Raw genomic sequence first — 24242 nt, 5'->3', positions numbered from 1 at the left:
GTACGGAGTCAGCCGTGGATCGCCGGGGCGGGCGGCGACGGTGTGGCCTCCAGCCGGAAGCCCGTGACGAGATCCGGGCGGATCCGCAAGGCGTTGGTCATCGGTTGTTCGACCCACGGGCGCAGCAGGTCGGCGTACCGGTCGGTGTCCTCGGCATCGACCACCGGGCGTGCGTAGCCGGTGACGACGACGCTCCAGCCGAGACGGGTGTCGGGATCGATGACGTCCGCTTCGTACGCCACCACCACGCCGGGGACGTCGGCGGGTGCCGCCAGGGAGGCCAGCGCCCCGCCTTCGTGGATCCGGATGATGATGTCCTCGCCGTCGACGAGGTGGTTCACCGGTCGAACGGCAGGCAGCGCGTGCTGCGTGAAGACGATGCGTCCCAGCGACACCGTGGCGAGGAGCCTCAGGGCCTCGGCCCTGCCCAGTTCCCGCATGTGCCGGGCGGCCGTCGTGCCGCCGGCGCGGCCGGCGGGTCGCCGTATGCCTTCCTGATCCATGATGCGTACCTTCGTCCGGCCCACTCGGTCCTTACGGCTTCCGATCTCCCAGCCTCCCTCTTGATCCACCGGTGGGACCAGGGCCGAACGGTCCCTTCTGCGCCCCGGACCCGCACTGCGCCGCACTCACGAGACGACGAATCTCAGGTCTCTGTCGGCAGCGAGCACCCGCATGGACTTGACCACCAGGGGTGGCACGTCGCACAGGAAGAGCCGCGTTCCCGCCGCACGACAGTGGCGGTCGAGACGGGTGAGGAGGTCGATGCCCGCGCTGTCGCAGAAGGAGAGGCTGCGCAGGTCCAGGACGATGCTCCGGTGGCCGGATCCGGCGAGTTCGCGCAGGCGTGGTGCCACTTGCCCGGCCGTGTAGCAGTCGAGCTCTCCTGCCAGGGCGATCCTCAGACCACGGTCGTCCCGGGCCACGGTCTTCAGGTCGATCAAAGCGGTCGTCATGGCGTCCTCCGCGCTGCGTGCGGCTCCGCGGAGTCGCGCCGTTCCCCGTGCACCCTCAGTTCATCCGGCGCCGCGCGCTCCCGGGAAGGGCCCGGCAGGCCCTGTGGACAGGGCCGAAGGTCCCTTTCCGGAGGGCCTGCCGGGCCCTGTCGCCCGGAGCCGCCGGCGATGAGGGCCGATCGGCCCTGTCCGTTCGGCCCGTCCGGCGGGCAAGATGCCGGTGTTCGTGCGTCCAGGGACGAACCCAGGCGAAGGAGTTGCGTGATGACCGGCAGCAGTGCCCCCTCCCCCGCGACGAACCCCATCAGCGTCTTCCTGCTCGACGACCACGAGGTCGTGCGAAGGGGAGTGCACGACCTGCTGGACGCCGAGCCGGACCTGACCGTGGTGGGTGAAGCGGGCACGGCGGAACAGGCCCTGATCCGCATTCCGGCGCTGCGTCCCCGGGTGGCGATCCTGGACGTACGGCTCCAGGACGGTGACGGCGTGAGCGTGTGCCGGGAGCTGCGCTCACGCATGCCCGAGCTGGCCTGCCTGATGCTCACGTCGTTCGACGACGAAGAGGCTCTGCTGGACGCCGTGATGGCGGGGGCCGCCGGCTACGTCCTGAAGCAGATCACCGGCACCGACCTGGTGACCGCCGTACGGACGGTGGCCTCCGGCCAGTCGATGCTCGACCCCGGCGCCACCACGCGGCTGATGGCCCGGATGCGCGGCGACGTGCCCCAGGAGGAGCAGGTGCCGGGGCTTCCCGGCTTCACGGACCGCGAGAAGGAGATCCTCGTCATGGTCAGCGAGGGGCTCACCAACCGGGAGATCGGCAAGCGGCTGTACCTCGCGGAGAAGACCGTGAAGAACATCATCTCTCGGCTGTTCATCAAGCTCGGGGTGGAGCGGCGCGTGCAGGCCGCCGTGATCGCCAGCCACGCCCTGACCCCGCCCGGCCGGCGCCCGGCCCCCGCTGCGGAGTAGGGCGCGTCCGCTCGGGCGGGCCGGGCCGGCCGGGTGATGTGCGCCCGGCCGGTCCGGGGCGTGTCGGCGCTTCAGTGGTGCGGCACGACGGCGACGGGACAGGTCGAGTGGTGGAGGACGGCATGGGCCACCGATCCGGTACGTGCGCCCGGCGTCGACTCCCGGATCTGCCGGCCGACGACGAGCAACTGGGCGTCCGATGCGACGGACAGCAGCACGTGCCCGGCGCTGCCCTGCTCCACGTGCGCGACGACGTCCACCTCGGGGTGCCTCGTCCGCCACGGCTCCAGCGCCTGCTCCAACGCGGCCTTCTCGTACGGTTCCAGCCCGCCGAGCTGGTCGGCGATCCACATCGAGCCGGGGCTGTAGCCGTAGACCGGGGGCAGGCTCCAAGCCCGTACCGCGCGCAGGGGCGCCCTGCGTGCTGCGGCCGTCTCGAAGGCGAAGCGCAGTACGTCGGCGGATTCCTCCACGCCGCCCTGCTGGCCGACGACCACCTCGCCCTCGGCGGACCCGGGCACCGGCATGCCGTGCCGGGCGCGGACGGAGACGACGGGGCACTCGGCGGCGGCGATCAGCTGCTGCCCGTAGGAGCCCAGCAGGAAGCCGGCCAGGGCGCCGTGTCCACGGGTGCCGAGCACCAGCATCTCCGCGTCCTTGGCGGCGCGCAGCAGGGCCGGCACGGGGCCGTCCGGGACCACTTCCGCGGTGAGTGAGAGCCGCGGGTGGCGGCGGCGGAGCTCCGCCTCCGACTCTTCCAGGATCTCCTGGGCGCGGCGGGCCTCGACGTCGCGGTCCTGGACGAACGGAACGGCGAGCGGCTGCCACGGCCAGGCGTGGACCACGTGCACGTGCATGTCCCGGCGTGCGGCTTCCTGAGCCGCCCAGTCGGCTGCGGCCCGGCTTTCGGGGGAGCCGTCCACGCCGACGACGAGGGTGCGCTTCACGGGTCTGTCCTCCGTACTGATGCGCGGGGGCATCGGGGTCTGTGGCCGGGACGGGTGGCGCCGGCCGGGGGAAGGACCGGGCGCCACCGGGATTCACCCTCCCCGCCCCGGGCAGGGGCGGAGAAGGGCCAACGGTCCCTCGCTGAGGGCCGGTCCTCCCCTGCCGGGCGTGCTCCGGCAGGGCGCACGGTGTCGGCATCGGCTCAGTCGACGAACGTCCCTGGCCCTCACCCTCAGGAGCGGACATGACCGCGTTGACCGCGCACTCGATCTCGGAGCTGGACGCCCACTGGCGCGCCGCCAACTACCTGGCCGTCGGGCAGATCTACCTCATGGACAATCCCCTGCTGGCCGAACCGCTCAGGCCGGAGCACATCAAGCCGCGGCTGCTCGGCCACTGGGGCACCTCCCCCGGCCTGAACCTGGTGCACACCCACCTCAACCGCGTGATCAAGGAGCGTTCGCTGGAGGCCCTGTGCGTCTGGGGTCCCGGGCACGGCGGCCCCGCCGTCCTGGCCAACTCCTGGCTTGAGGGGACGTACGGCGAGACCTACCCGGACGTGACGCGCGACGCGGGCGGCATGGCCAAGCTGTTCCGGCAGTTCTCCTTCCCCGGCGGCGTGCCCAGCCACGTGGCGCCGCAGACACCCGGTTCCATCCACGAGGGCGGGGAGCTCGGGTACGCCCTCGCCCACGCCTATGGAGCCGCCTTCGACCATCCCGGCCTGCTGGTCGCCTGCGTCATCGGTGACGGCGAGGCCGAAACCGGGCCGCTGGCCGCGTCCTGGCACGCGAACAAGTTCCTCGACCCGGTCCACGACGGCGCGGTCCTGCCGATCCTGCACCTCAACGGATACAAGATCGCCAACCCGACGGTGCTGTCCCGGATCCCCGAGTCCGAGCTCGACGCGCTGCTGCGCGGCTACGGCCACGAGCCGCTGTACGTGACCGGCAGCGACCCCGCCCTGGTGCACCAGGCCATGGCCCGGGCGATGGACCAGGCCCTGGACCGCATCGCGGACATCCAGCGAGAGGCACGGGCGGCGGGTACCGACCCGGGTGGGGAGTACCCGCGCTGGCCGATGATCGTGCTGCGCACGCCGAAGGGCTGGACGGGACCCGCGAGCGTCGACGGCGACCCGGTCGAGGGCACGTGGCGCTCCCACCAGGTCCCGCTCGCCGGGGTACGCGAGAACCCCGCGCACCTGAGGCAACTGGAGGACTGGTTGCGCTCGTACCGGCCGCAGGAGCTCTTCGACGCCGACGGCCGTCCGGTGGCGCAGGTCCTGGCCTGCGTCCCGGAGGGCGGCCGCCGCCTGGGCGCCGTACCGTACGCGAACGGCGGCCGGCTGCTGCGACCGCTCCCGCTGCCCGTGCTCGACGCGCACGCCGTCCCCGTCGAAAAACCGGGCCGCACCCTGCACGAACCGACCCGCGTCCTCGGGCACTTCCTCACCCAGGTCATGCAGGACACCGCCGGACGCAGGGACTTCAGGGTCGTCGGGCCCGACGAGACCGCCTCGAACCGCCTGGACGACCTGTACGAAGCCACCGGCAAGGCCTGGCAGGGCATCACGGAGGCCACGGATCGGAACCTGTCCCGGGACGGCCGGGTGATGGAGATCCTCTCCGAACACGTCTGCCAGGGCTGGCTGGAGGGCTACCTCCTCACCGGCCGCCACGGCCTGTTCTCCACCTACGAGGCCTTCGCCCACATCGTCGACTCCATGGTCGGCCAGCACGTCAAGTGGCTGAAGGCCTCGCGCGAACTGTCCTGGCGGGCACCGATCGCCTCGCTCAACTACCTGCTCACCTCGCACGTCTGGCGTCAGGACAACAACGGCTTCTCGCACCAGGACCCCGGATTCGTCGACCACGTGCTCAACAAGAGCCCCGAGGTCGTGCGGGTCTACCTGCCGCCGGACGCCAACACCCTCCTCGTCGTGGCCGACCACGCGCTGCGCAGCCGCGACCGGGTCAACGTGATCGTCGCCGGCAAGCAGCCCTGCTTCGACTGGCTGGCGATCGACGAGGCCCGCGCGCACGTGGCGCGCGGCGCGGGCGTCTGGGAATGGGCCGGCACCGAGGACGGCTCCCGCGCACCGGACGTCGTCCTCGCCTGCGCCGGCGACGTGCCCACCATGGAGGTGCTGGCCGCCGCGGCCCTGCTCCGCGAACACCTGCCCTCGCTGGCCGTCCGCGTCGTCAACGTCGTCGACATCGCCCGGCTGATGCCCCACGAAGAACATCCGCACGGCATGACGGACACCGAGTACGACGCCCTCTTCACCACCGACAAGCCGGTGATCTTCGCCTACCACGGCTATCCGTGGCTCATCCACCGCCTCGCCTACCGTCGTACCGGCCACTCCCAGCTGCACGTGCGCGGATACAAGGAGTCCGGCACGACCACGACCCCGTTCGACATGGTGGTCCGCAACGACATGGACCGCTACCGGCTGGTCATGGACGTCATCGACCGCGTCCCCGACCTCGCGGGCCGCACCGAGGAACTGCGCCGGACCATGGCCGACCAGCGCATCCGCCACCACGACTGGATCCGCGAACACGGCACCGACCTTCCGGAGGTCACGGACTGGTCCTGGCCCTGCTGAGCACCCCGTCGAAGCCACCGCCCCCTGCCGGCCCGGGGGCCGATCGGCCCCCGCCTTGGCCCACAGGGCCCTGCCGACGCGGATGCCCGAGTGCGAAGACTGAAAGCGTCCGACCCGACCTGCGCCGGGCTCGTTCCACGGCGACAACAGACCACGGCGAAGGAGCCGGTCATGCCCGCATCGCGCTACACCGTCAGTGACGTCATGACCCACACCGCCATTGCCATCGGCCGTGAGGCGTCCTACAAGGAGATCGTCGAGCTGATGCACGAATGGAAGGTCAGTGCTCTCCCCGTCCTCGAAGGAGAGGGCCGTGTGGTCGGCGTCGTCTCCGAAGCGGACCTCCTGCCCAAGGAGGAGTTCCGCCGCGAGGAGCCCGTCCTGCCGGACCAGCTGGAGGCTGCCTCCAAAGCCGATGGGGTGCTCGCCGAGGAACTCATGACGAGCCCGGCGGTCACCGTCCATCCGGACGCCACTACTGCCGAGGCAGCCCGCATCATGGCCCGCAAGGGCGTCAAGCGGCTCCCCGTGGTGAACGACGTCGGCATGCTGGAGGGCGTCGTCAGCCGCAGCGACCTGCTCAAGGTCTTCCTCCGGCCCGACGAGGAGCTGGAGGAGGAGGTCCGCGCCGTGCTCGCCGAACTCACGCCGGCCATGACCTTGGGCTTCTCCGTACAGGACGGGGTCGTCGCCCTCCGGGGACCCCTGCACGACCGGGCTCTGGTTCCCCTTCTGGCCCGGGCGATCCGCGCCGTCGAGGGCGTCGTCGACGTCCGGATGGAGCTCGACGGGGCCGTCCCGGCCACCGCATGACCCTCACCCTGCCGATGACGTGCGTCGACGCCGTGGCTGCCGCCTGCGGCCGACCGGGCCACACGCCTCGGCTCAGCGGGTGCGCATGACACCCCTCCTGGGACAATTCGGATGGAAGCATGCGCACGCGACGTTCCGGATCAGGCGGCGAACATGTCCGACGTACCGAGCGCCTCCGCCGAGGCGCCCATCAAGGTGTTCCTGCTCGACGATCACGAGGTGGTCAGGCGGGGGCTGCGGGACCTGCTCGACGCCGAGGCGGACATCACCGTCGTGGGTGAGGCGGGCACGGCGGACCAGGCGCTGGCGCGCGGTCCGGCGCTACGCCCCGACGTCGCCGTCCTCGACGTCCGGCTGCCCGACGGCGACGGAATCACGGTGTGCCGGGAGCTGCGCTCCCGGATGCCCGGCCTGGCCTGCCTGATGCTGACGTCCTTCGATGACGAGGACGCCCTGCTGGACGCGATCATGGCAGGGGCGGCCGGGTACGTGCTGAAGCAGATCCAGGGGACCGACCTGGTCTCCGCCATTCGCACGGTCGCCACCGGGCAGTCCATGCTCGACCCCGCGACGACCGCCCGTCTGATGCACTCGCTGCGCGACCCGGATGCCGCCAAGGCGCCCGAGGACGCCCGCCTGGCCGCCCTCTCCGAGCGGGAGCGCGCCGTCCTCGGACTGATCGGTGACGGCCTCACCAACCGGCAGATCGCCAAGCAGCTCTACCTCTCGGAGAAGACCGTCAAGAACCACATTTCACGACTGCTGGGCAAGCTGGGAGTCGAACGGCGGGTGCAGGCAGCCGTCATCGCAGCTCAGGTCCACGACCAAGGGCGCGGTGGTGAGGCGCCGTCGAAGCACTAGCGGCTGCGTACGCGGTGCACCGACCACGTGACCGGTCCGGAGTTGGGCCGTTCGGCCCCCCGCCCAGGCCCATAGGGCCCATGGCAGGGCCGGGTGGCACGCCGAGACTGGATGCGGAACTCAACTAGGAGGCCGTTCATGAGCACCACGTCTCCCATCCGATTCAATGCGGCGCTGCCCGCCGACTGCCGCACCCGTCTGATGGAGCTGGCCCGCGAGACCAACTTCGACGAGGGGACCCGTCTCTTCCGCGAGGGCGGCCGGGCGGACCGGTTCTGGATCGTCCGGTCCGGCACGGTGACCCTTGACGTTCATGTGCCGGGCAGGCGCGCGGCCGTCATCGAGACCCTCGGGGCCGGCGAGCTGGTCGGCTGCTCTTGGCTGTTCGAGCCGTACACCTGGCGCCTGGGGGCCGAGGCCATGACGCCCGTCCGCGCCTACGAGTTCGACGCGGCGCGCGTCCGCGCACTGGTCGGTGCCGACACCGCGTTCGGCTCGGCCCTCGGCCACTGGGTCGGGACGGTCCTCGCCCATCGGCTGCAGGCCGCTCGGGTCCGCCTGCTCGACCTGTACGCGCCCTACGGCAGCGGCAGCTACTTGTGACCGAGCGCGTCAGGCACGGCCGTCGCCGCCGCCGACGGCAGGGGTCACGGCGGTGGTGAGGCGAGCGGCACCCACCACTGAAGACGCGTGCCCCGCTCGTCCGCTCCTCGCGAGGTGACTTCCATGCGGCCGCCGAGCCTTTCGGCGCGTTCGGTGAGATTGCGCAGCCCGCCCCGTCGGCCTCCCTCGGGCAGGCCCACTCCGTTGTCCGTCACCGTCACCGTGACGACGCCGCCCTCCGCGACGATCGACGCCTCCGCACGCGTGGCCTTGGCGTGCCGGGCGACGTTGGTGAGGGCCTCCCCGAGTACGGCGAGGACTTCGTCGGCGACGGCGGCCGGGACGTCCGTGTCGATCAGCCCCTCCATCCGCAAAGCCGGAGCGAACCCGAGGCCCTCAGCGGCGGCGTCCACGGCCTGGACGGTGCGGGAGCGCAGCTTGGGTGCCCGCCCCACGGCGTCACGGTCGCGGAGCCCGAAGATGGTGGAGCGGATGATCTTGATAGTGGCGTCGAGGTCGTCCACGGCGCGGGCGAGGCGATCGGTCGCCTCGGGATGGTCCACGAACCGCTGGGCGCTCTGCAGGGTCATGCCGGTGGCGAAGAGACGCTGGATGGCCAGGTCGTGGAGGTCGCGGGCGATGCGGTCGTGGTCTTCGAGCATGACCACCTGCTCGGCGTCGCGGCGCCGCTCGCCCAGTTCGAGCGCCAGAGCGGCCTGATTGGCGAACCCGGGCAGGGAAGCGACCTCAGCCGTGGCGAAGACGCCGCGGCCGTGGCGCCGGGCCAGCATCAGGATGCCGCTGAGTCTGTCCTTGGTGCCGACGGTCACGGCCACGGCCGGCCCGAAACCCGTCCAACGTTCCGGCTGGAGGACGGTGACGCGCGGGTCGCTCTCCACGTCCGTGACCACGACCAGCCCGTCCCGCGCCAGAGCGGCCTCGGCCAGGGTGCCGGTGGTGCTGGGCAGGACGATGCCCCGGTGGGCCTCTGCGGCGTACCCCAGGGCGATGGATCCGCGCAGCTCTCCGGCAGGGCCGACGCGGTAGAAGACTCCGATGTCGGCGCTGGTGATGTCCTTGGCGCGCTCCACCATGCCCGCGAGGACCTCGTCCTCGGGGGCCCCGGAGAGGAGGGAGCTGGTGATGTCCGAGCTGGCCTCCAGCCAGCGCTCGCGCAGGCGGACCTCCTCGAAGAGGCGGGCGTTCTCGATGGCGATGCCGGCGGCGATGGCGAGGGTGGACAGGACCGCTTCGTCCTCGGCGTCGAACTCGGCTCCGCCGCGCTTCTCCGTGAGGTAGAGGTTGCCGAAGACGTCTTCACGCACCCGGATGGGGACGCCGAGGAAGGAGTGCATCGGCGGGTGGTGGGCCGGGAAGCCGTACGAGGCAGGATGTTCGGACAGCTCCGACAGCCGCAGGGGTTCCGGGTGGCGGATCAGTTCACCGAGGATGCCGTGGCCGGAGGGCAGGTCACCGATCTGCGCACGGAGGTCGTCCGTGATGCCGACGGGCAGGAACTCGGCCAGCTTGTGGTCGTCGCCGATGACGCCGAGTGCGCCGTATTCGGCGTCCACGAGGACGACGGCGGCCTCGACGATGCGGCGCAGGACCTGGGGCAGGTCCAGCTCGCGGCCGACCGACATGACGGCTTCGAGCAGTCCGTTCAGTCGGTCCCTGGTACCTCTGACCTCATCGATGCGCACCTGGAGCTCGTCGAGCAGCTCGTCCAGCCGCAGCCGCGGCATGCCCCCCTGAGCGGGTCGGCCGTCTGCGCACATGTCATACCTCCGGCCGACAGCAGGCGTGGAGGGCCACCTCCTTCACCGTAGTCCCGGCACGAGCGGATTTCCCGCCCGGGGGGCGCTACTCCATGATCACGCCTTTCCGTGGAATGCGCCCCTCAGGAACCGGGCCGTGATCAACGCCGCGAGGCCGGCCGTGACGGCGAGGCCCGCGCCGGACCAGCCGACGGGTTCGGTGGCCAGGAGCGACTGCAGCGCGGGAAGGTAGAGGGCGGCCATCGCCAGCAGGGCGGAGGCTGCCACGGAGGCGGGAAGGAACAGGTTCTGCGCGGTGAGCAGCCGTGCTCGCAGACCCAGAGCCACGCCGAGCTGTGCCGCGAGCAGAGCCAGGAACAGCACGCTCTGCCAGGGCAGGTCCATCGCACGCGCGGCCAGGCCGGCTGCCAGGCTGAACGCCGTCACCGCCGCTGCGAGAACGAGGAGGCGCTGCCACACGCCCGCGGCCAGGATGTGCTGCCCAGGAGGCCGGGGCGGGCGGTGCATGGCCTGCGGGTTGACGGGTTCCGCGCCCATGGCCACGCCCGTCAGACCGTGCGTGAGGAGGTTGATCCACAGGATCTGACCTGCTCGCAGGGGCAGGGACAGGCCGAGGAGGGGGCCTGCCAACATCACCAGGATCTCGGCGGTCCCGCCGGCCATGGCGTAGACGAGGAAACGCCGGATGTTGTCGTAGACGCGGCGGCCTTCCTCGACGGCGGTGACCACGGTGGAGAGCTCGTCGTCGGTGAGCACCAGGTCCGCGGCCTGGCGGGCCACTTCGCTGCCGCGGGCGCCCATGGCCACGCCGATGTCCGCCTGGCGCAGGGCGGGGCCGTCGTTGACGCCGTCTCCGGTCATCGCCGTGACCGCGCCGCGGTCACGCCAGGCGTGGACGATGTCCAACTTCTGCTGCGGATCGGTGCGGGCGAAGACCCGGACACCGGTCAGGTCGGTGTCCGGGGCCGCGCCCATTTCGGACCCGGTGATCACCTCCCCGGCAGGCCCGTCCTCCACGAGACCGGTGCGTACGGCGATGGCGTGGGCTGTCGCCGGGTGGTCCCCGGTGATGAGGACGGGGGTGATGCCCGCGGCGCGGCAGGCTTCCAAGGTCGCGGCTGCCGACGCCTTCGGGGGGTCGCTGATCGCGACGAGGCCGAGGAGGTCCAGTCCCTGCTCGGCCTCGGCGGCGGACAGGTCCCACACCAGCCGTTCGGAGCCTGCCACGGCCAGGACGCGGAACCCCCGCGCGGCCAGGAGAGAAGCCTCGCGGTGGGCTCGGTCCAGTAGGTCCGGCGGCTCGGCGAGCACCGTGTCGGTCAGGACTGCTTCCGGCGCCCCCTTGAGGCACACGAGGACGTTCCCGTCGGGAAGGTGGTGCAGGGTGGTCATCCGCTTGCGCAGGCTGTCGAAGGGCGCCTCCGAGATGCGGGGGCAGTCTCGGTGCAGCGTGGCCTGGTCCGGGCAACCTGCTTTGGCGGCGGCTGCCAGCAGCGCGGCCTCCATGGGGTCGCCCACGGCCGTCCACGTGTCCGAGCCTTCACGGGGTGGTCGCAGGCCCGAGTCGTTGCACAGGGCAGCCGCCGTGAGGAGCTCCCGTAGCGGGCGGAGCTGCTCAGGTGCCAGGGGTTGGCCCGCACGGGTCAGCTCTCCCCGCGGCTCGTAGCCGCTGCCGGACACGTCCGCGGCGCCGGACGGCGACCACAGCTGCTGGACGACCATGCGGCCCTCGGTGAGGGTGCCGGTCTTGTCCGTGGCCAGGACGCTCACGGAGCCCAGGGTTTCGACCGCCGGCAGGCGGCGGACCAGAGCGTTGCGGGCCGCCATCCTGCGTGCACCGAGAGCGAGGGCGAGGGTGACCACGGCCGGGAGGGACTCCGGCACCGCGGCGACGGCCAGGCTGATGGCGGTCACCGCCATCGTGCTCACCGGCAGGCCGCGTACCAGGCCCAGCGCGAAGAACAGCACGCACAGGGCGAGGGTGACGCCCGCGAGGATCCGCCCCAACGAGGCGAGGCGGCGCTGGAGCGGGGTGAGTTCGCGGCCCTCACCGAGCAGCGCCGCGATCCGACCGAGCGCACTCGCGGATCCGGTGGCGGTCGCGGTGGCCGCCCCTCGGCCACGCACGACGACGGTGCCGGCGCTGATCGTGTCGTTGACCTTCTTGTCCACGGGTTCGGATTCGCCCGTGAGCATGGACTCGTCCACCAGGAGTGCGGACGCCTCCGTGAGGTCGGCGTCCGCGGCGACGACGTCCCCCTCCCCCAGCAGCAGGGTGTCGCCCGGGACGACCAGCGCCGCCGGCACCTCGTGCGGGGTGGCCTCGCGCAGCACCCTGGCGTGCGGGGCCGAGAGCGTGGAGAGGGCGGCAACGGCGCGGTCCGCGCGGACTTCCTGCGCCACTCCCACGGCGGTGTTGAAGACGACCACCAGAGCGATGACGACGGCATCCGGGTGGTCCCCGATGGCGATGGTCAGCAGCATGGCTCCCAGGAGCACCATGATCAGCGGATCGCGCAGCTGAGCGATCACCCGCGCGTAGAGAGGGGTGGACCGTGGCGGCGCCACCTCGTTCCGGCCGTACCGGGCCAGCCGACGTACGGCTTCGGCCTCCGTCAGCCCCGTCCCCGCCGGGGAACCGACAGGGGTCATGTCGGTCGTACGACCGGTCATGGCGGCCTTCACTCCGCCGGTACGGTGATCACCGGGCAGTGCGCGCGGTGCAGGAGTCCGTGGACGACGGAACCGAGCCGCATGCCGGTGTACCCGCCGCGGCCGCGGCGGCCCACGACGACGGCCAGGGCGTGCTCGGCCGCCCGCGCCAGTTCCTCGACCGGGTGGCCCGTCATGACCTCGTGGGTGACGTGCACGTCCGGGTACTTGTCCGAAAGCCCGGCAGTGGCCTCGGAGAGCAGGGTGCGCTGGGCCCGCAGAGCCACCTCCTCATCGTCCAGCATGAACACCGGCGGCTGCCACACGCAGACGACCCGTAGGGCGGCTCCGCGCAGGTCGGCCGCATCGTAGGCGAAGGTCAGCGCGGCTGCGGCGGACGCGCTGCCGTCGATGCCCACGACGACGTACGGCGGCTGCTGGCTGATGTGTTCGGCGTCGCCCACGACGACGACGGGGCAGCGGGCCTGGGCGCTGACGGGCACCACGATGGATCCGGCGCTGAAGAACTCGGCGGTGCGGCTCAGGTGCCGCGAGCCGAGGACGATCATGTGGGCTTCCCCCGCCGCGCCGCCCAGTGCGGGGGCGGGGAACCCGTTCAGCAGATCGCCGGTGACCTCGACCTCGGGGTGCCTGTCGCGCACCCAGTCGCAGGCCTGTTCGAGTCGGTCGGCTCCGGCCCGTCGCGAGGTCGTCTGGCCGGGAGTGCCGTTGACGTGATGGGTGTCGTGCTCGGGCGGGACCGCGAGGACCAGACGCACGGGGAGCCGTCGGCGCTGGCCCTCGTCCGCGGCCCAGGCCAACGGCAGGTGCCAGTCCCTTCCGGGGTCGATCCCGACGACGATGTCGCGGCCGCGGTGGCCGGTCATGACCCGCTCCCGAAGTCGCTTCCGGTCCGCGGGATGAGGAGGACGGGGCAGTGCGCGTAGTGCAGCACACTGTGCGTCGCCCTGCCCAGGTTGCGGGCGATTCCCAGGGCCCCGGGGACACGGCGTCCGCCCATGACGAGCAGGTCGGCGTGGCGGGAAGCCTCCACCAGCACGCCGGCCACGGAGACGCTCTTCTCGGCATCGGCCCATACTTCGAGCTCGGGAAACTCGTCGCGGACCGCGTCCGTGACGGCCCGCAGGGCTTCTTCGTGCACGCCTGCGATCTCACCGACGCCGTCGAGCATGCTGACTACCTCGCCGACGGACTGCAGCACGTTCCACACGTGCAGGAGGCGGAGCTTCCCCTTGCGCAGTTCGGCTTCGCGCGCGGCGTACCTCGCGTACAGGAGGTCGTACTCGTCACGGACGGCGACGAGTACCGTTCCGGTCTCCTCCGCCCCGTCAGTGCCGCGCACGACGATGACGGGGGTCGTGGCGGAGGCCGCGACGTCCAGGCCGATCGAGCCGAGCACGAGGGAGGTGAATCCGCCCAGGCCACGGCTGCCCACCACGATCGTGCCGTGCAGGGCACCGGCCCGGTGCAGGCTGGTCACAGCGTCCGCCCGGCTGAATTCGGTGGTCACGCGCAGACCGGGGTACTGGTCCGTCACAGCCTTCTCCGTGTCGTCCAGGAGTTGGCGGCCGTTGGCGCGCACCCGTTCGATGGTCTCCGCCGACAGGTAGAGCGCCCTGCCGTCGGTGTCGGCGCCGTACACGACGTGCAGAGGACGGTCGCGGCGTACGGCTTCCCCCGCTGCCCACGAGGCGGCGGCACGGGCCGCGTCCGAGCCGTCCACGCCCACGACCACGGAGCTGGTGTCCGGGGTACGGAAGGTGCTTTCCACGATTCCTCCCAACCGAGAAGCCGATGAGGGACACCGCTCACGCTGCCACTGACAACGCCCCGGGGAGAGGGCCTCCCGGGACCAGGAACGGGACCAAAGGTCCCCATCCGGGCCACCGCCCCCACCCGGCCGTCCCGTCCCACCCGACCCTCATGGCCCGTACGGTCCCCGGACGGGGCCGTTCGGCCCTCGCTCGGCGGCAGGCCCCGACGGATGGTGGTGGCACACCCGACACCGACCGATACCTCGCATGACGCGGAGGAGCAGGAGGACGGCATGAAGCACCTCAACGTGGCCGACCTGATGACCGACGAGGTCGTCTCCGTGGCCCCTGACACGGCGTTCAAGGAGGTCGCGAAACTCCTCGCCCAGTACGACGTCTCCGGCCTTCCCGTCCTGGACGACGAGGACCGTGTGGTGGGCGTCGTCTCCCAGACGGACCTCCTGGCCCACGCAGGGACGGCCGCCCGACCACCCCGGCAGAGCAGCGCGCCCGCAGGACCACCCACTGCGGGCGACGTCATGTCCGCCCCGGCAGTCACCATCCACGCCGAAGAGACGGCCGCCGACGCCGCCCGGCTGTTGACCCGCCGGGCCATCGAGCGGCTGCCCGTCGTGGACGAGGAGGACCGGCTGGTCGGCATCGTCACCCGCAGGGACCTGCTGCGCCTGTTCGTCCGCCCCGACGCCGAAATACGCCGACGCATAGTCGAAGAGGTCCTCACGGAGGTGCTCGGTGTGCCGAGTGGCGACGTCGACGTCCATGTGGTGGACGGCGTCGTCACCCTGGACGGCCTCGTCGAGCGCCGGAGTCAGCTCCCTGCGCTCGTCAGCCTGGTCGGACAACTCGACGGGGTCGTCGCCGTGGCATCACGCATCACGGCCCGGACCGACGACACCCCAGCCGCTCACGCCGGTCGCCAGCCGCTCCCCTGGTGAAAATGCCACCCGCCTACCGGTACGTGCCCTGTCGTGGCCGTCGTCGCCCACGAGTGACGGGCGCCGGCCACCCCCGCACGGAGGTATCCCATGCAACACCTGCGTACCGTTGATGACGTCATGACGCACGCCGCGGTCTCCGTGGACCGCGAGACGGCGTTCAAGGACATCGTGGGAGCGCTGCGCATGTGGCGCGTCAGCGCCCTGCCGGTCCTGTCCGAGGAGGGGCGAGTGATCGGTGTCGTCTCGGAAGCCGACCTGCTGCTCAGGGAACAGGACACCGGAACGGCCGGTGCCGCCACCGCCGGTCAGCTGATGACCCGCCCGGCCGTGACCGTGCCGAAGGACGCCACCATCCGGGCGGCAGCCCGGCTGATGGCTCGAAGCCATCTGAAGCGGCTTCCCGTCGTGGACGCCGGCGGCCGTCTGACCGGCGTTGTCAGTCGCGGTGACCTGCTGAAGGTCTACCTGCGCCCCGATCCGGACATCGGAGCCGAGATCCGCGAGATGATCATGTACCAACTGCTTCCGGGCGGGTCCGCCGCCGAGGTGTACGTCCACGTCGCCAACGGCGTCGCCCACCTGCACGGTTCACTCCCCGAACCAACGCTGGAAGACGCCGTCGTACGCGCGGTCCGGACCGTCTCCGGCGTCGTGGACGTGAAGGCGGACTTCACCGTCCCCGCACCCGCCTGAGGGGACGGCCGCAATGAGGCATCGCAGGGTCGCCGACCTGATGACGCCCACCGCTGTCACGGTCGGGCGCACCACCTCCTTCAAGGAAATCGCGCGGCTCCTGAAAGACTTCGACATCACCGCCGTGCCCGTCGTCGACGAGGCCGGGCACCCGGTCGGCGTCGTCTCCGAAGCCGACCTGCTCCGTCGGCGGCCCGCTGGTGGCGCCGCGACGGCAGAACAGCTGATGACCAGCCCGGCCGTCACCGCCCGGCCCGAGTGGAGCGTCGTCCGCGCGGCCCGGCTGATGCAGCGGCACGGCGTCAAGAGGCTGCCGGTCATCGGTACGGACGGCCGGGTGACCGGTGTGCTCAGCCGCAGTGACCTGATCGGGCTGTTCCTGCGCCGTGACCGCGCCATCCAGGAAGAGATCGTCGAGGACGTCCTCACCCGGACGCTCGGCCTCGCTCCCTCGTCGATCACTGTCGACGTCGACGACGGCCTGGTGACGCTCAGCGGCACCCTGCCGTGGCCCGAGCTGCTGCCCGTGGTGGTCCGCCTCTGCCAGAGCACCGACGGGGTCATCGACGTGGACAGCAGGCTCACCGTGGCGGGGCCCACCAGCGCTGAACGGCACGGGGAGCCGTTCGGTCCCCGATAGGGCCACTCGGTCCCTCCCCGTCACACCGCGATGGGCGGAGTCTGGAACAGCCGACCATCCCGCCCCGGAGGAACGTCATGTCGAACCGGATCACAGTGGGTCTGGACGGAACGGACCCCGGCAGCACCGCGGCCGACCGGGCGCAGTACGGGCCCTTCGACGTTCCGCTCGCGGACCGGCGGACCTGCCCGCTCGTCGTCGTCCGCGGCTGGTCGCTCCCGCCCGTCTGCGACACGGCACTCGTCGTGGTCGGACGACGCACCGGCCGCTCAGCACTCGGCCCCCGCACCGGCCCCATCACCCACGCGGCGATGCACCACGCCACCCCACCGGTCGCCGTCGTGGCACACGACTGAGACCCACAGACAGGACCAGTCCCGTGACCGCACCCCACATCACCACCGAGACCGTCGCCCAACTCGTCGACGACGCCGTCACCGCCCCGTCCATGCACAACGCCCAGCCATGGAAATTCGTGTACCGCTCCGACAGCAACACCGTCGAACTGCACGGCGATCCGGAACGCGCCATGACGCGCACCGACCCGAACCACCGTGCCCTGCACGTCGGTTGCGCGGCAGCCCTGTTCAACCTGCGCGTGTCCGCGGTCCGGCACGGCTTGCGGGCGCAGGTGCGGCTGCTGCCCGACGACTCGCAACCGTGGCTGCTGGCAGCGGCAACCATCGACGGGCCCTCCGAAGAGGACCACGAGCTGGCGGCCCTGCACGACGCTCTCCGACGTCGGCACACCAGCCGCTTCCCCTTCAGCGACGAGCTGGTGCCGGACGCTCTCATGGACGGCTTGAGGAGCGCTGCCCGCCTGGAGGGCTGCCGGCTGACCGTTCCGGGCGACTGGCACCTGGAGACCGTGCTCGGGCTGGTACGCGACGCCGAGCACCGGGAGGACATCGATCCGCTCGTCCGGGCGGAGACCTCTGCCTGGACCTCCCGTACGCAGGCCACGACCGACGCGCGCCGCGACGGCATTCCCGCCGCCGCCTTCGGTCCGCGCAGCTCCGGAAGGTCTGCCCCCGTACGGGACTTCGGGCGGGACCGGCCCACGCCGGGCCGCGGCTGGGCCGTGTTCGAGAAGCGACCGCAGCTCGCCCTGCTCGGCACTGCGACGGACACGCGAGTCGACTGGCTGCGAGCCGGCCAGGCGCTGGAGCGCGTCCTCCTCCAGGCGACGACCGACGGCCTCGCGACCTCGATGACCTCCCAGCCCCTGGAGTGGCGGGAGCTGCGGTGGACGGTCCGCGATCCGGCCGAGGCCATGGGTCACGTCCAGATGGTCCTGCGCCTCGGCTACGGCCCGCAGGGGCCCGACACCCCCCGTCGCCCCGTCGACGAGGTCCTGGAGGTTGTTTGACGTTGCGGCGCCGCCCCGGGCTTGATCACGTCTCCGGGACGCGATGCGCTGTGGTGACGGCGCCGGGCCCAGCGGCGGAGCTCGTCCGTCCCCCAGACCAGCGGCGGGAAGGCGGCGATGAGCAGGACGACGTCCGCGGGGAGGGCGGCGGTGTCGAAGAGGTTCTGGAGGGGCGGCGCGTAGACGAGCGCCGCGGTGAAGACGAGTTCGAAGGCGATGCCGGCGAGCAGCAGCGGGTTGGAGAAGAAGCCGATGTCCCGCAGCGCTGCGTGGTCGGTGCGGGCGGCGATGGCCGTGCCGACCTGGCAGGTGACGATGCCGGCGAACGTCGTGGTGGTGGCGGTCAGGTAGGCGTGGTGCAGCGGGGTTCCGGGGCCGGTGGGGTCGCCGGGATGCCAGCCCGCCCGCCACAGCACGTAGAAGAAGCCTGCTCTCGACGGCCTTCTCCGCCTGCTGTTCCTGGACGAGGGCGAATCCGGCATTGACGAGGACGACCACGACGATCGCCCAGCCGAGCACCTCGATGTCGGCCGCGTACGCGAGGGCGGCCGCGGCCCACAGCAGCAGGGCCAGGGGATGGATCAGCTGCCTCAGGAGCTCCCGCAAGACGCTGGTGCGGGCGCTGCGGCGGACCTCGTTCGGCCCGTAGACGGCCAGCCTGCTTTCCGCTTCCCGGCTCGACAGACCGAGAGGACCTGTGTGCAGTTCACGGCGGAGCAGGGGAAGGGGTTCCAGCGGGTCAGGTGCGGCGCCCTGTGCGAGGTCTTGGTCGGCGTCGGCCTCAGTCATCGCCGGCTCCCTGTCCGGGACGCAGGCGTCCGGACCACTGGGGCTCGACTTTCTCCCACTCGCTCTCCCACGCCCGAGCGCTGTGCCTGTCGACGCCGCGCAGGCGTGCGTAGACGAAGGCACCCGCGACGAGCACGACGAGGGCCGATGCTCCGGTGCCCTGGCCCATGGCGTTCAGAGCGACGTCAGGTGCACCTGGCGGTTCGGTTGCCGCGTTGCCGTTGTCGTCGACCCAGAGCCGGACGGTGCCTCCCTTGCGGGTCTCCGCCGGGACGGGGACGCTTTCCGTGTGGACGCGGTGGGATCGGTCCTGCCAGGTGGCGGGAGCCACGAGAAGAGGGCGGGTGCTCGGTCCGGTCCCGGCCCGGTACGTGGTCTCGGCGACCGTCACGGCCGTCACGGAGTACCGGTGACGCGCGATCCCTTCGGCGTCGCGACGGGCGTCCGTCCAGGCGCTCCGGCCGACCACGACACCGCAGATCACGGCCAGCACGCAGGCCAGGACGAACACGGCGTGCAGGTGGGCACGGGTGCGGTCGGCATCGCGCCTGAGCGGATTGCCCTCCGCTCCCGGCATGCGGTGGTGCATGGCGCGCCTCCGTGCTGCGTCCGGGCCGGCCCGACCTCTCAGGCGGCGAGTTCGGCGCTGATGTGGTGGGCCCAGCTCTGGATGCGCTCGGGGTTGCGGAAGTCGCCGCCCTTGCCCTGGTGCAGCAGGGCCTTGGCGAGGAACCCGGGGGTCCGGGCCGTGATGCTGCCGCCGAAGGTCATGTGCTCGCGCGCTCCGATGAGCTGCATCTGCCGGGCGACGGTGGCGACCGGCGCGACCTCGTGTTCGTCGGCCGAGCGGTCGAGGGGGCCGCTGCTGAACAGCCACACCGGCCGGTGCCGCAGCGAGTCCGCGTTGCGTTCCGCGCAGTGCATGGCCTTGCTGCTCCAATGTCCGGCGTAGAGGGAGCCCCCGAGAACGACGGCGTCGTAGGCCCGGACGTCCTGAACGTCGTTGGCGGGCAGTACGACAGCGTCCAAGCCGTCCTCGCGGAGGGTCTTTCCGATCTGCTCGGCGATGCCTGCGGTGGCACCGTGCTTGGTGCCGTAGGCGACCAGAACTCGCTTGGTGCTCATGACGGGCTCCTTGGCTGCTCGATGAGGGTCTGCATCCAGTGTCGGGCAGCCGACGGCGTGGCCACATGGGCCGGACGGATCCCGAAGAGGGCCATTCGGTCCTCTCCGCAGCGGCTCTGCTCGGAGGCCGCCACGGGCCCCTTGACGGCCGCGACAGTGGCGTAGCCGCAGGGTGTCCATGCGGGAGGGGACGGCCGGACGGCGTGCGCCGCGAAACAGATGCGCCGCAGTGCCGAGTGGGCGGTCGCCAGGGCCGAGGAGCCCGCTCCGGTGCGAAGCTACTCGGCGGGTCCGTCCGGCCGGACGATCGTGACCGGACAGGGGGCATGGAACGCGACCTGCTGACTCACGGAACCGAGCAGGGCCCGGAGGAAGCCGCCGTGGCCGCGGCTGCCCACGACCAGCATGTCGGCACCCTCTGCCTGGTCGACCAAGACCTCAGCTGCGTTGCCCCGCACCAGGCGCTCGTGCACCTGGGAGGCGCCGCCCTCGCCGAGGACCGTGCGGACCTCCTCGACCAAACGCCGCTCGGCCTCCTCCTCGTCGAAGTCGGCGTCCACCGCAGGAGCCGACCACCCTCCGGCTCCGGGCAGGTCCCAGGCGGCCACCGCTTCCACTTTCCCGCCCACCAGGCCTGCGTACCGGACCGCCCAGCGCAGCGCGGCCTGGGACGAAGGCGATCCGTCGACACCCACTACGACGCGCGGAGCCTCAATCTGCCTGTCCATCCCGACTCACCCTTTCGATGCCTGTACATCCACAGTGTGCGAGGCGGGTACGCCTCGCCACGCGGAGCGGCCGTAGCGGCGCCGACGGGCCGGACCCGGCGGATTCCGGCGGGCGCCGTCCCTACTGCTTGGGCAACCGGAACCATCTCTCCTGGCCAGCGGCAACGCTCTCCCGCCTGTCTCCGGGCAGAACGAGGAGCACGGGGCCCAGGGGGGACGGCGGAACCCTGATGCCGATCCGACCGGGCCGCAAGCTGATGCGGACGTCCCGGTGTCCGAGACAGCAGACCGAGAAGGAGGAGGCGGGTACTTCCGAGAGCGGTACCGGGTCGACGTGCAGGCCGTCGGTGCCGGGATCGAGGCCGACGACGCCGCGCTCGACGAGGTCGAGCGTGCCGCCCATGGCGCCGAGGTGGATTCCCTCACCGGTCGTACCGCCCTGGACGTCGGTGATGTCGCTGAGCAGTGCTTCTTGGCAGTACCGCCACGCGTCCGCGCCCTGCTGCCGGGCGAGGACCCATCCGTGGACGAGGCTGCTGAGCGTCGATCCGTGGGAGGTGCGCCGCAGGTAGTACGTCACCGTCCGCCGCCAGAGCTCGTCGTCCAAGCGGTAACCGAGGCGGGAGAACAGGGGGGAGAGTTCCTCGGGCCGGAAGAGGTAGCCGAGCATGAGGGTGTCGGCCTGCTTCGACGCCTGGTACCGGTTGGGGGTGTCCCCCTCCACCTCCAGGATGCGGTCGAGGCGGCGGATGTCGTGGTAGCGGGCGCGGTAGGCGCCCCAGTCCAGCTCGGCGAGGTCGCCGTAGCCGTGGAACTGGCTGATCACGTCGCCGTGGAAGGGCACGTACAAGCGATGTGAGACGTCCTCCCAGTCGTGGAGATCGTCGGGGCCGATGCCCAGTTGCGTGCGGAGCTCGGCGCGTCTGGCCGCGGGCAGCGCTCCGTACAGGTCGAGGGCGCGGGCGAGCGCCCAGGCTGCCGTGACGTTGGTGTACGCGTTGTCGTCGATGCCGGGTACGGGGGCCTCCGGGTAGGCGTCGTGGTACTCGTCCGGGCCGACGACGCCACGGATCCGGTAGCGGCCGAGGTCGGTGTCCCAGGTCGCGGCGCCGGCCCAGAAGTGTGCGATGTGCAGCATGAGTTCCGCGCCGGGGCCCTGCATGAAGCCGGTGTCGCCGGTGGACTGGCCGTACTTCCACACGTTCCAGGCGATGGCCGAGCCCACGTGGTGCTGGAGGTGGGAGTGGTCGGGCAGCCAACGGCCGGAGTGCGGGTTGAGGTGCAGGCGCTGTGTCTCCTCGGCTCCGGAACTGCCGCTCTGCCAGGGGAACATCGCGCCCTTCGCCCCGGCCTGTCGAGCGGCTGCCCGGGCCGCGGGCAGCCGCCGGTGCCGGTACATCAGCAGGGCGCGCGCGGTCTCGGGGAAGTGGAGGGCGAGGTAGGGCAGGACGAAGAGTTCGTCCCAGAAGACGTGCCCCCGGTACGCCTCGCCGTGGAGGCCGCGCGCCGGCACGCCGGCGTCGAGTTCAGCCGTGTGGGGCGACAGGGTCTGCAGGACGTGGAAGGTGTGGAGGCGCAGGATCCGGCCGGCCTCGCCCGGTGCTTCCACCTCGCCCTCGTTCCACAGCCGTTGCCACGACGCCTTGTGGGAGGCAAGCAGGGAAGGGAAGTCCGGAGCGTGGCCGACGTGCTCGACGCTGCTCCTCACGGGGTCGTCCCAGGGGCGGTCCAGTGACGTGAACAGTGCTGCGGTCTTCACGATCACGACCGGTTCCGCGCGCCTGATCGGCAGGACGCACGTCTGTCGGGCGGTGGTGGCCGTGCAGCCCTTCCCGACGGGCACCGAAGGCCGTACCCGGGTACGTACGGCGAGCCCGACCCGCAGGTGGGAGGTGGCGGTGGTGCAGGACAGCCAGGCGATGCCTCCCTCCGCCACTGCGGCCCGGTGTTCCACGAGGTGCTGCCCGGCGAGGGGGCGGTAGCGGTCCACCCCTTCATTGGCGATGTCTCCGTCGAGCACGGACTCGATCTCGATCCTGCCGCGCCAGCCGTACGCACTGAAGACGGTGCGCTGCGCGCCCAGATGCGGATCACCGAGGTGGACGAGGCGCGTGTGGGTGACGCCCAGACGGCGGCCTTCGGCGTCGTGGAAGAGCATGCGGCGGGTGAGCGTCCCGGCGTGCAGATCCAGTGAGACGCCGCAGTGGCGCAGGCTCGGGTGGTCCAGGGTGAGCCAGTCACCGGGTGGTCCGCCGGCGGGCAGGCAGCGGTAGCGCAGGGCGGTCCAGTCCGGCAGACGGACCATGTCCTCGTTGGAGATCGTTCGACCGGCGACGGTCGAGGTGAGCCGGTCGTAGCAGCCTGCGAGGTACGTGGCCGGGTAGTGGACGTCGTCGGCGACGCTCTCGGGGGCTGCGCCTCGGGTGGCGAAGCGGCCGTTGCCGAGGGTGCACAGGGACTCGACCAGCCGCTCCGTCTTGGGGTCGTAGCGGCGGTACTCCCAACGCCAGGGGGCGTTCACGGGTGGGGCCCGCCTTCGAGGGCTGCCGGCAGTCCGGCCAGGTCGGGCAGCACGAGGTGGGCGCCGTGTGCGAGCAGCGCCTCGTCCGCTCGTACGTCGTCCTCCCGGTTGAGCCCCACGACCAAGTGGAAGCGCCCCCGGCGCCCGGCTTCGACACCGACGAGGGCGTCTTCCACCACGGCGGCCCGCGCCGGAGCCGTGCCGAGGCGGGCGGCGGCTTCGAGGAAGAGGGCGGGGTCGGGCTTTCCCGGCAGGGCCAGTTCGGCGCAGTCCCGACCGTCCACCAAGGCGTCGAAGAGGGCGTCGAGACGTGTGGTCTCCAGGAGGAGGCGGGCGTGCTTCGAGGCCGACACGGCCGCACACGTGAGGCCCATCGCCCGCAGCCGCTGGAGCGCGGGGCGGACGTCCTCGAAGACATCCACACCGAGGGTCCGTAGCGCCTCGGAGAAGATCCGCTCCTTTCGGGCGGCGACCGCGTGGACGGTGGCGCATCCGGGCCGGTCCTGCGGCGTTCCGGAGGGCAGGTCGATGTGGCGTGAGGCGAGGAACGCGCGTACGCCGTCGAGGCGGGACCTGCCGTCGACCAGGTCACGGTATTCGCGGACGGCATCGAACGGACGCGGTGGTGCGTCGACGGACGACGGCTGCCATTGCGTGAGGCAGCCGTCGAAGGTCGACTTCCAGGCGGCCGCGTGGCGGACCGCCGTGGCGAGAAGCACGCCGTCGGTGTCGAAGACGACCGCGCCCACTTCGCTCATGACTCGTGGGCCACGCGACGGCCGGTGAGCCGGACGGGGGTGAGTTTCATCCAGTGGGTGCGCGGGCCGCCGGCCCAGGGCTGGGACCGGGCCGTGGCCGTCAGGTGCTGGATCTCTTCGGGGTCCGTGACGGCCTCCAGCTCACCCACGGCCAGGACGCTCCAACCACCGGCGGTGACGTCGTCGATGTTGTCGATCTCGAAGGCCACCTCCGTGCCCGCTGCTCTGGCCGCGAGAGCATCCACGGCGGTACGGAACGCGATGTCGGGGCCTGCAATCAGGTAGTTGACCGGGAGGACCGCCGGTCCTTCGGGGGTGAAGACGGCGATGCGTCCCACTCCGTGCGTACCCAGCAGCGTTCGGCACTCGGACTCCTCCAGTGGAGCCAGAGCGGCATCACGGCGGGCGGTGGAGCGGCCTCGGACGCGGCCGGCGCTCGCGCCGGTCAGGTCGTCGACCGTGACACCGAGTACGTCTGCGATCCGGACGAGGGTGCCGATGGCCGGAGAGGCCGCGTGTTCCTCCAGATAGGCGATGTAGTTGCCGTCGGCTCCGCACTTGTGGCCCAGTTCGTCGCGGCTCAGGCCGAGGGCGGTGCGGCGGGCCGCGATGCGGCGGCCGAGGTCGGTGCGTCCGGCCGTCCCGCCGGACTGCTGCGGGTGGATGCTCGGTCTGCTCTTCACGGCAC

General features: G+C 71.6%; 25 protein-coding genes and 1 pseudogene. 11 read left to right on the top strand and 15 right to left on the bottom strand.

Annotation, left to right across the window (positions count from 1 at the left end; translation table 11 throughout):
- Positions 1 to 8: 8 nt before the first annotated feature.
- A complete protein-coding gene (locus tag OHA65_RS33550; RefSeq protein ID WP_371645687.1) occupies positions 9 to 503 on the bottom strand; it encodes a pyridoxamine 5'-phosphate oxidase family protein in 495 nt (164 codons plus the stop codon).
- A 126-nt stretch (positions 504 to 629) separates the two neighbouring features.
- Positions 630 to 956, bottom strand: coding sequence for an STAS domain-containing protein (locus OHA65_RS33545; protein WP_327279884.1), 327 nt, complete (start codon positions 954 to 956; stop codon positions 630 to 632).
- A 264-nt stretch (positions 957 to 1220) separates the two neighbouring features.
- On the opposite strand from OHA65_RS33545, the gene OHA65_RS33540 reads away from it, so the two are divergent.
- The gene (locus OHA65_RS33540) at positions 1221 to 1928 is read left to right on the top strand and encodes a response regulator transcription factor (RefSeq protein WP_327279883.1); all 708 of its coding nucleotides are present in this window, start codon (positions 1221 to 1223) and stop codon (positions 1926 to 1928) included.
- 71 nt (positions 1929 to 1999) lie between these two features.
- Here OHA65_RS33540 and OHA65_RS33535 read toward each other — a convergent pair whose 3' ends face one another.
- Entirely contained in the window at positions 2000 to 2875 is an 876-nt protein-coding gene (locus OHA65_RS33535) for a universal stress protein (RefSeq protein ID WP_405763098.1), read from the bottom strand.
- A 245-nt stretch (positions 2876 to 3120) separates the two neighbouring features.
- Between OHA65_RS33535 and OHA65_RS33530 the strand changes: the two genes are divergently transcribed.
- From OHA65_RS33530 to OHA65_RS33515, 4 genes are all read left to right on the top strand, one after another.
- Positions 3121 to 5490 (top strand): phosphoketolase, encoded by a 2370-nt coding sequence (locus OHA65_RS33530; RefSeq protein WP_405758143.1) that lies wholly within the window; start codon positions 3121 to 3123, stop codon positions 5488 to 5490.
- A 171-nt stretch (positions 5491 to 5661) separates the two neighbouring features.
- Positions 5662 to 6303 carry a CBS domain-containing protein gene (locus OHA65_RS33525; protein WP_328764528.1) on the top strand — a complete coding sequence of 214 codons (642 nt, stop codon included), beginning with the start codon at positions 5662 to 5664 and terminating at the stop codon, positions 6301 to 6303.
- Between the two features lie 153 nt (positions 6304 to 6456).
- The gene (locus tag OHA65_RS33520; protein WP_328764527.1) at positions 6457 to 7164 is read left to right on the top strand and encodes a response regulator transcription factor; all 708 of its coding nucleotides are present in this window, start codon (positions 6457 to 6459) and stop codon (positions 7162 to 7164) included.
- Positions 7165 to 7302: 138 nt separating this feature from the next.
- Positions 7303 to 7767 (top strand): cyclic nucleotide-binding domain-containing protein, encoded by a 465-nt coding sequence (locus OHA65_RS33515; RefSeq protein WP_405763097.1) that lies wholly within the window; start codon positions 7303 to 7305, stop codon positions 7765 to 7767.
- Between the two features lie 44 nt (positions 7768 to 7811).
- Here the strand turns inward: OHA65_RS33515 and OHA65_RS33510 are convergent, their stop codons facing one another.
- From OHA65_RS33510 to OHA65_RS33495, 4 genes are all read right to left on the bottom strand, one after another.
- Positions 7812 to 9545 carry a GAF domain-containing protein gene (locus tag OHA65_RS33510; RefSeq protein ID WP_371645682.1) on the bottom strand — a complete coding sequence of 578 codons (1734 nt, stop codon included), beginning with the start codon at positions 9543 to 9545 and terminating at the stop codon, positions 7812 to 7814.
- Positions 9546 to 9641: 96 nt separating this feature from the next.
- Positions 9642 to 12218, bottom strand: coding sequence for a cation-translocating P-type ATPase (locus OHA65_RS33505; RefSeq protein WP_405763095.1), 2577 nt, complete (start codon positions 12216 to 12218; stop codon positions 9642 to 9644).
- A gap of 8 nt (positions 12219 to 12226) precedes the next feature.
- Positions 12227 to 13084: a universal stress protein gene (locus OHA65_RS33500; RefSeq protein WP_327279875.1), complete on the bottom strand. Its 858-nt coding sequence runs from the start codon at positions 13082 to 13084 to the stop codon at positions 12227 to 12229.
- On the bottom strand, positions 13081 to 13989 hold the full coding sequence (locus OHA65_RS33495; protein WP_327279874.1) for a universal stress protein: 909 nt from the start codon (positions 13987 to 13989) through the stop codon (positions 13081 to 13083). The genes OHA65_RS33500 and OHA65_RS33495 overlap by 4 nt, the downstream gene beginning before the upstream one ends.
- A gap of 276 nt (positions 13990 to 14265) precedes the next feature.
- Here OHA65_RS33495 and OHA65_RS33490 point away from each other — a divergent pair, with 276 nt between their 5' ends.
- The 5 genes from OHA65_RS33490 (at position 14266) to OHA65_RS33470 (ending at position 17633) form a co-directional block, all read left to right on the top strand.
- Complete coding sequence (locus OHA65_RS33490) at positions 14266 to 14928, top strand: HPP family protein (protein ID WP_405763094.1); 663 nt, start codon at positions 14266 to 14268, stop codon at positions 14926 to 14928.
- A gap of 90 nt (positions 14929 to 15018) precedes the next feature.
- Positions 15019 to 15624, top strand: coding sequence for a CBS domain-containing protein (locus OHA65_RS33485; protein WP_328764522.1), 606 nt, complete (start codon positions 15019 to 15021; stop codon positions 15622 to 15624).
- Positions 15625 to 15637: 13 nt separating this feature from the next.
- A complete protein-coding gene (locus OHA65_RS33480; RefSeq protein WP_327279871.1) occupies positions 15638 to 16264 on the top strand; it encodes a CBS domain-containing protein in 627 nt (208 codons plus the stop codon).
- Positions 16265 to 16341: 77 nt separating this feature from the next.
- Positions 16342 to 16620 carry a hypothetical protein gene (locus OHA65_RS33475; protein ID WP_371645671.1) on the top strand — a complete coding sequence of 93 codons (279 nt, stop codon included), beginning with the start codon at positions 16342 to 16344 and terminating at the stop codon, positions 16618 to 16620.
- A 23-nt stretch (positions 16621 to 16643) separates the two neighbouring features.
- The gene (locus OHA65_RS33470) at positions 16644 to 17633 is read left to right on the top strand and encodes an Acg family FMN-binding oxidoreductase (RefSeq protein ID WP_328764521.1); all 990 of its coding nucleotides are present in this window, start codon (positions 16644 to 16646) and stop codon (positions 17631 to 17633) included.
- Here OHA65_RS33470 and OHA65_RS33465 read toward each other — a convergent pair.
- Entirely contained in the window at positions 17570 to 18049 is a 480-nt protein-coding gene (locus OHA65_RS33465) for a cation-translocating P-type ATPase C-terminal domain-containing protein (protein ID WP_327279869.1), read from the bottom strand. The two genes, OHA65_RS33470 and OHA65_RS33465, sit on opposite strands and share 64 nt — an antisense overlap.
- A 65-nt stretch (positions 18050 to 18114) precedes the next feature.
- Here OHA65_RS33465 and OHA65_RS33460 point away from each other — a divergent pair, with 65 nt between their 5' ends.
- Positions 18115 to 18282: a hypothetical protein gene (locus OHA65_RS33460; protein ID WP_327279868.1), complete on the top strand. Its 168-nt coding sequence runs from the start codon at positions 18115 to 18117 to the stop codon at positions 18280 to 18282.
- On the opposite strand, the pseudogene OHA65_RS33455 reads toward OHA65_RS33460, so the two are convergent.
- The 7 genes and pseudogenes from OHA65_RS33455 to OHA65_RS33425 form a co-directional block, all read right to left on the bottom strand.
- A pseudogene (locus tag OHA65_RS33455) lies at positions 18234 to 18422 on the bottom strand (cation-transporting P-type ATPase); the annotation flags it as partial. The gene OHA65_RS33460 and the pseudogene OHA65_RS33455 overlap by 49 nt on opposite strands.
- Complete coding sequence (locus tag OHA65_RS33450) at positions 18415 to 19011, bottom strand: hypothetical protein (RefSeq protein ID WP_327279867.1); 597 nt, start codon at positions 19009 to 19011, stop codon at positions 18415 to 18417. The gene OHA65_RS33450 and the pseudogene OHA65_RS33455, both read right to left, overlap by 8 nt.
- A 38-nt stretch (positions 19012 to 19049) precedes the next feature.
- Positions 19050 to 19547: a flavodoxin domain-containing protein gene (locus tag OHA65_RS33445; RefSeq protein WP_327279866.1), complete on the bottom strand. Its 498-nt coding sequence runs from the start codon at positions 19545 to 19547 to the stop codon at positions 19050 to 19052.
- A 278-nt stretch (positions 19548 to 19825) separates the two neighbouring features.
- Positions 19826 to 20275, bottom strand: a complete 450-nt coding sequence (locus OHA65_RS33440) for a universal stress protein (RefSeq protein ID WP_327279865.1) — start codon at positions 20273 to 20275, stop codon at positions 19826 to 19828.
- A gap of 121 nt (positions 20276 to 20396) precedes the next feature.
- Positions 20397 to 22796 (bottom strand): glycoside hydrolase family 65 protein, encoded by a 2400-nt coding sequence (locus OHA65_RS33435; RefSeq protein WP_327279864.1) that lies wholly within the window; start codon positions 22794 to 22796, stop codon positions 20397 to 20399.
- Complete coding sequence (locus tag OHA65_RS33430) at positions 22793 to 23554, bottom strand: HAD family hydrolase (protein ID WP_405763091.1); 762 nt, start codon at positions 23552 to 23554, stop codon at positions 22793 to 22795. The genes OHA65_RS33435 and OHA65_RS33430 overlap by 4 nt, the downstream gene beginning before the upstream one ends.
- Positions 23551 to 24237, bottom strand: a complete 687-nt coding sequence (locus tag OHA65_RS33425; RefSeq protein WP_327279862.1) for a pyridoxamine 5'-phosphate oxidase family protein — start codon at positions 24235 to 24237, stop codon at positions 23551 to 23553. Before OHA65_RS33425 ends, OHA65_RS33430 begins: the two co-directional genes overlap by 4 nt.
- Between the last annotated feature and the right edge of the window lie 5 nt (positions 24238 to 24242).

It is taken from the genome of Streptomyces sp. NBC_00045, assembly GCF_045041095.1.
Classification (GTDB): Bacteria; Actinomycetota; Actinomycetes; order Streptomycetales; family Streptomycetaceae; genus Streptomyces.
The sequence above is the reverse complement of the archived record's forward strand: the minus strand, read 5'-3'. Positions and strand labels throughout refer to the sequence as shown.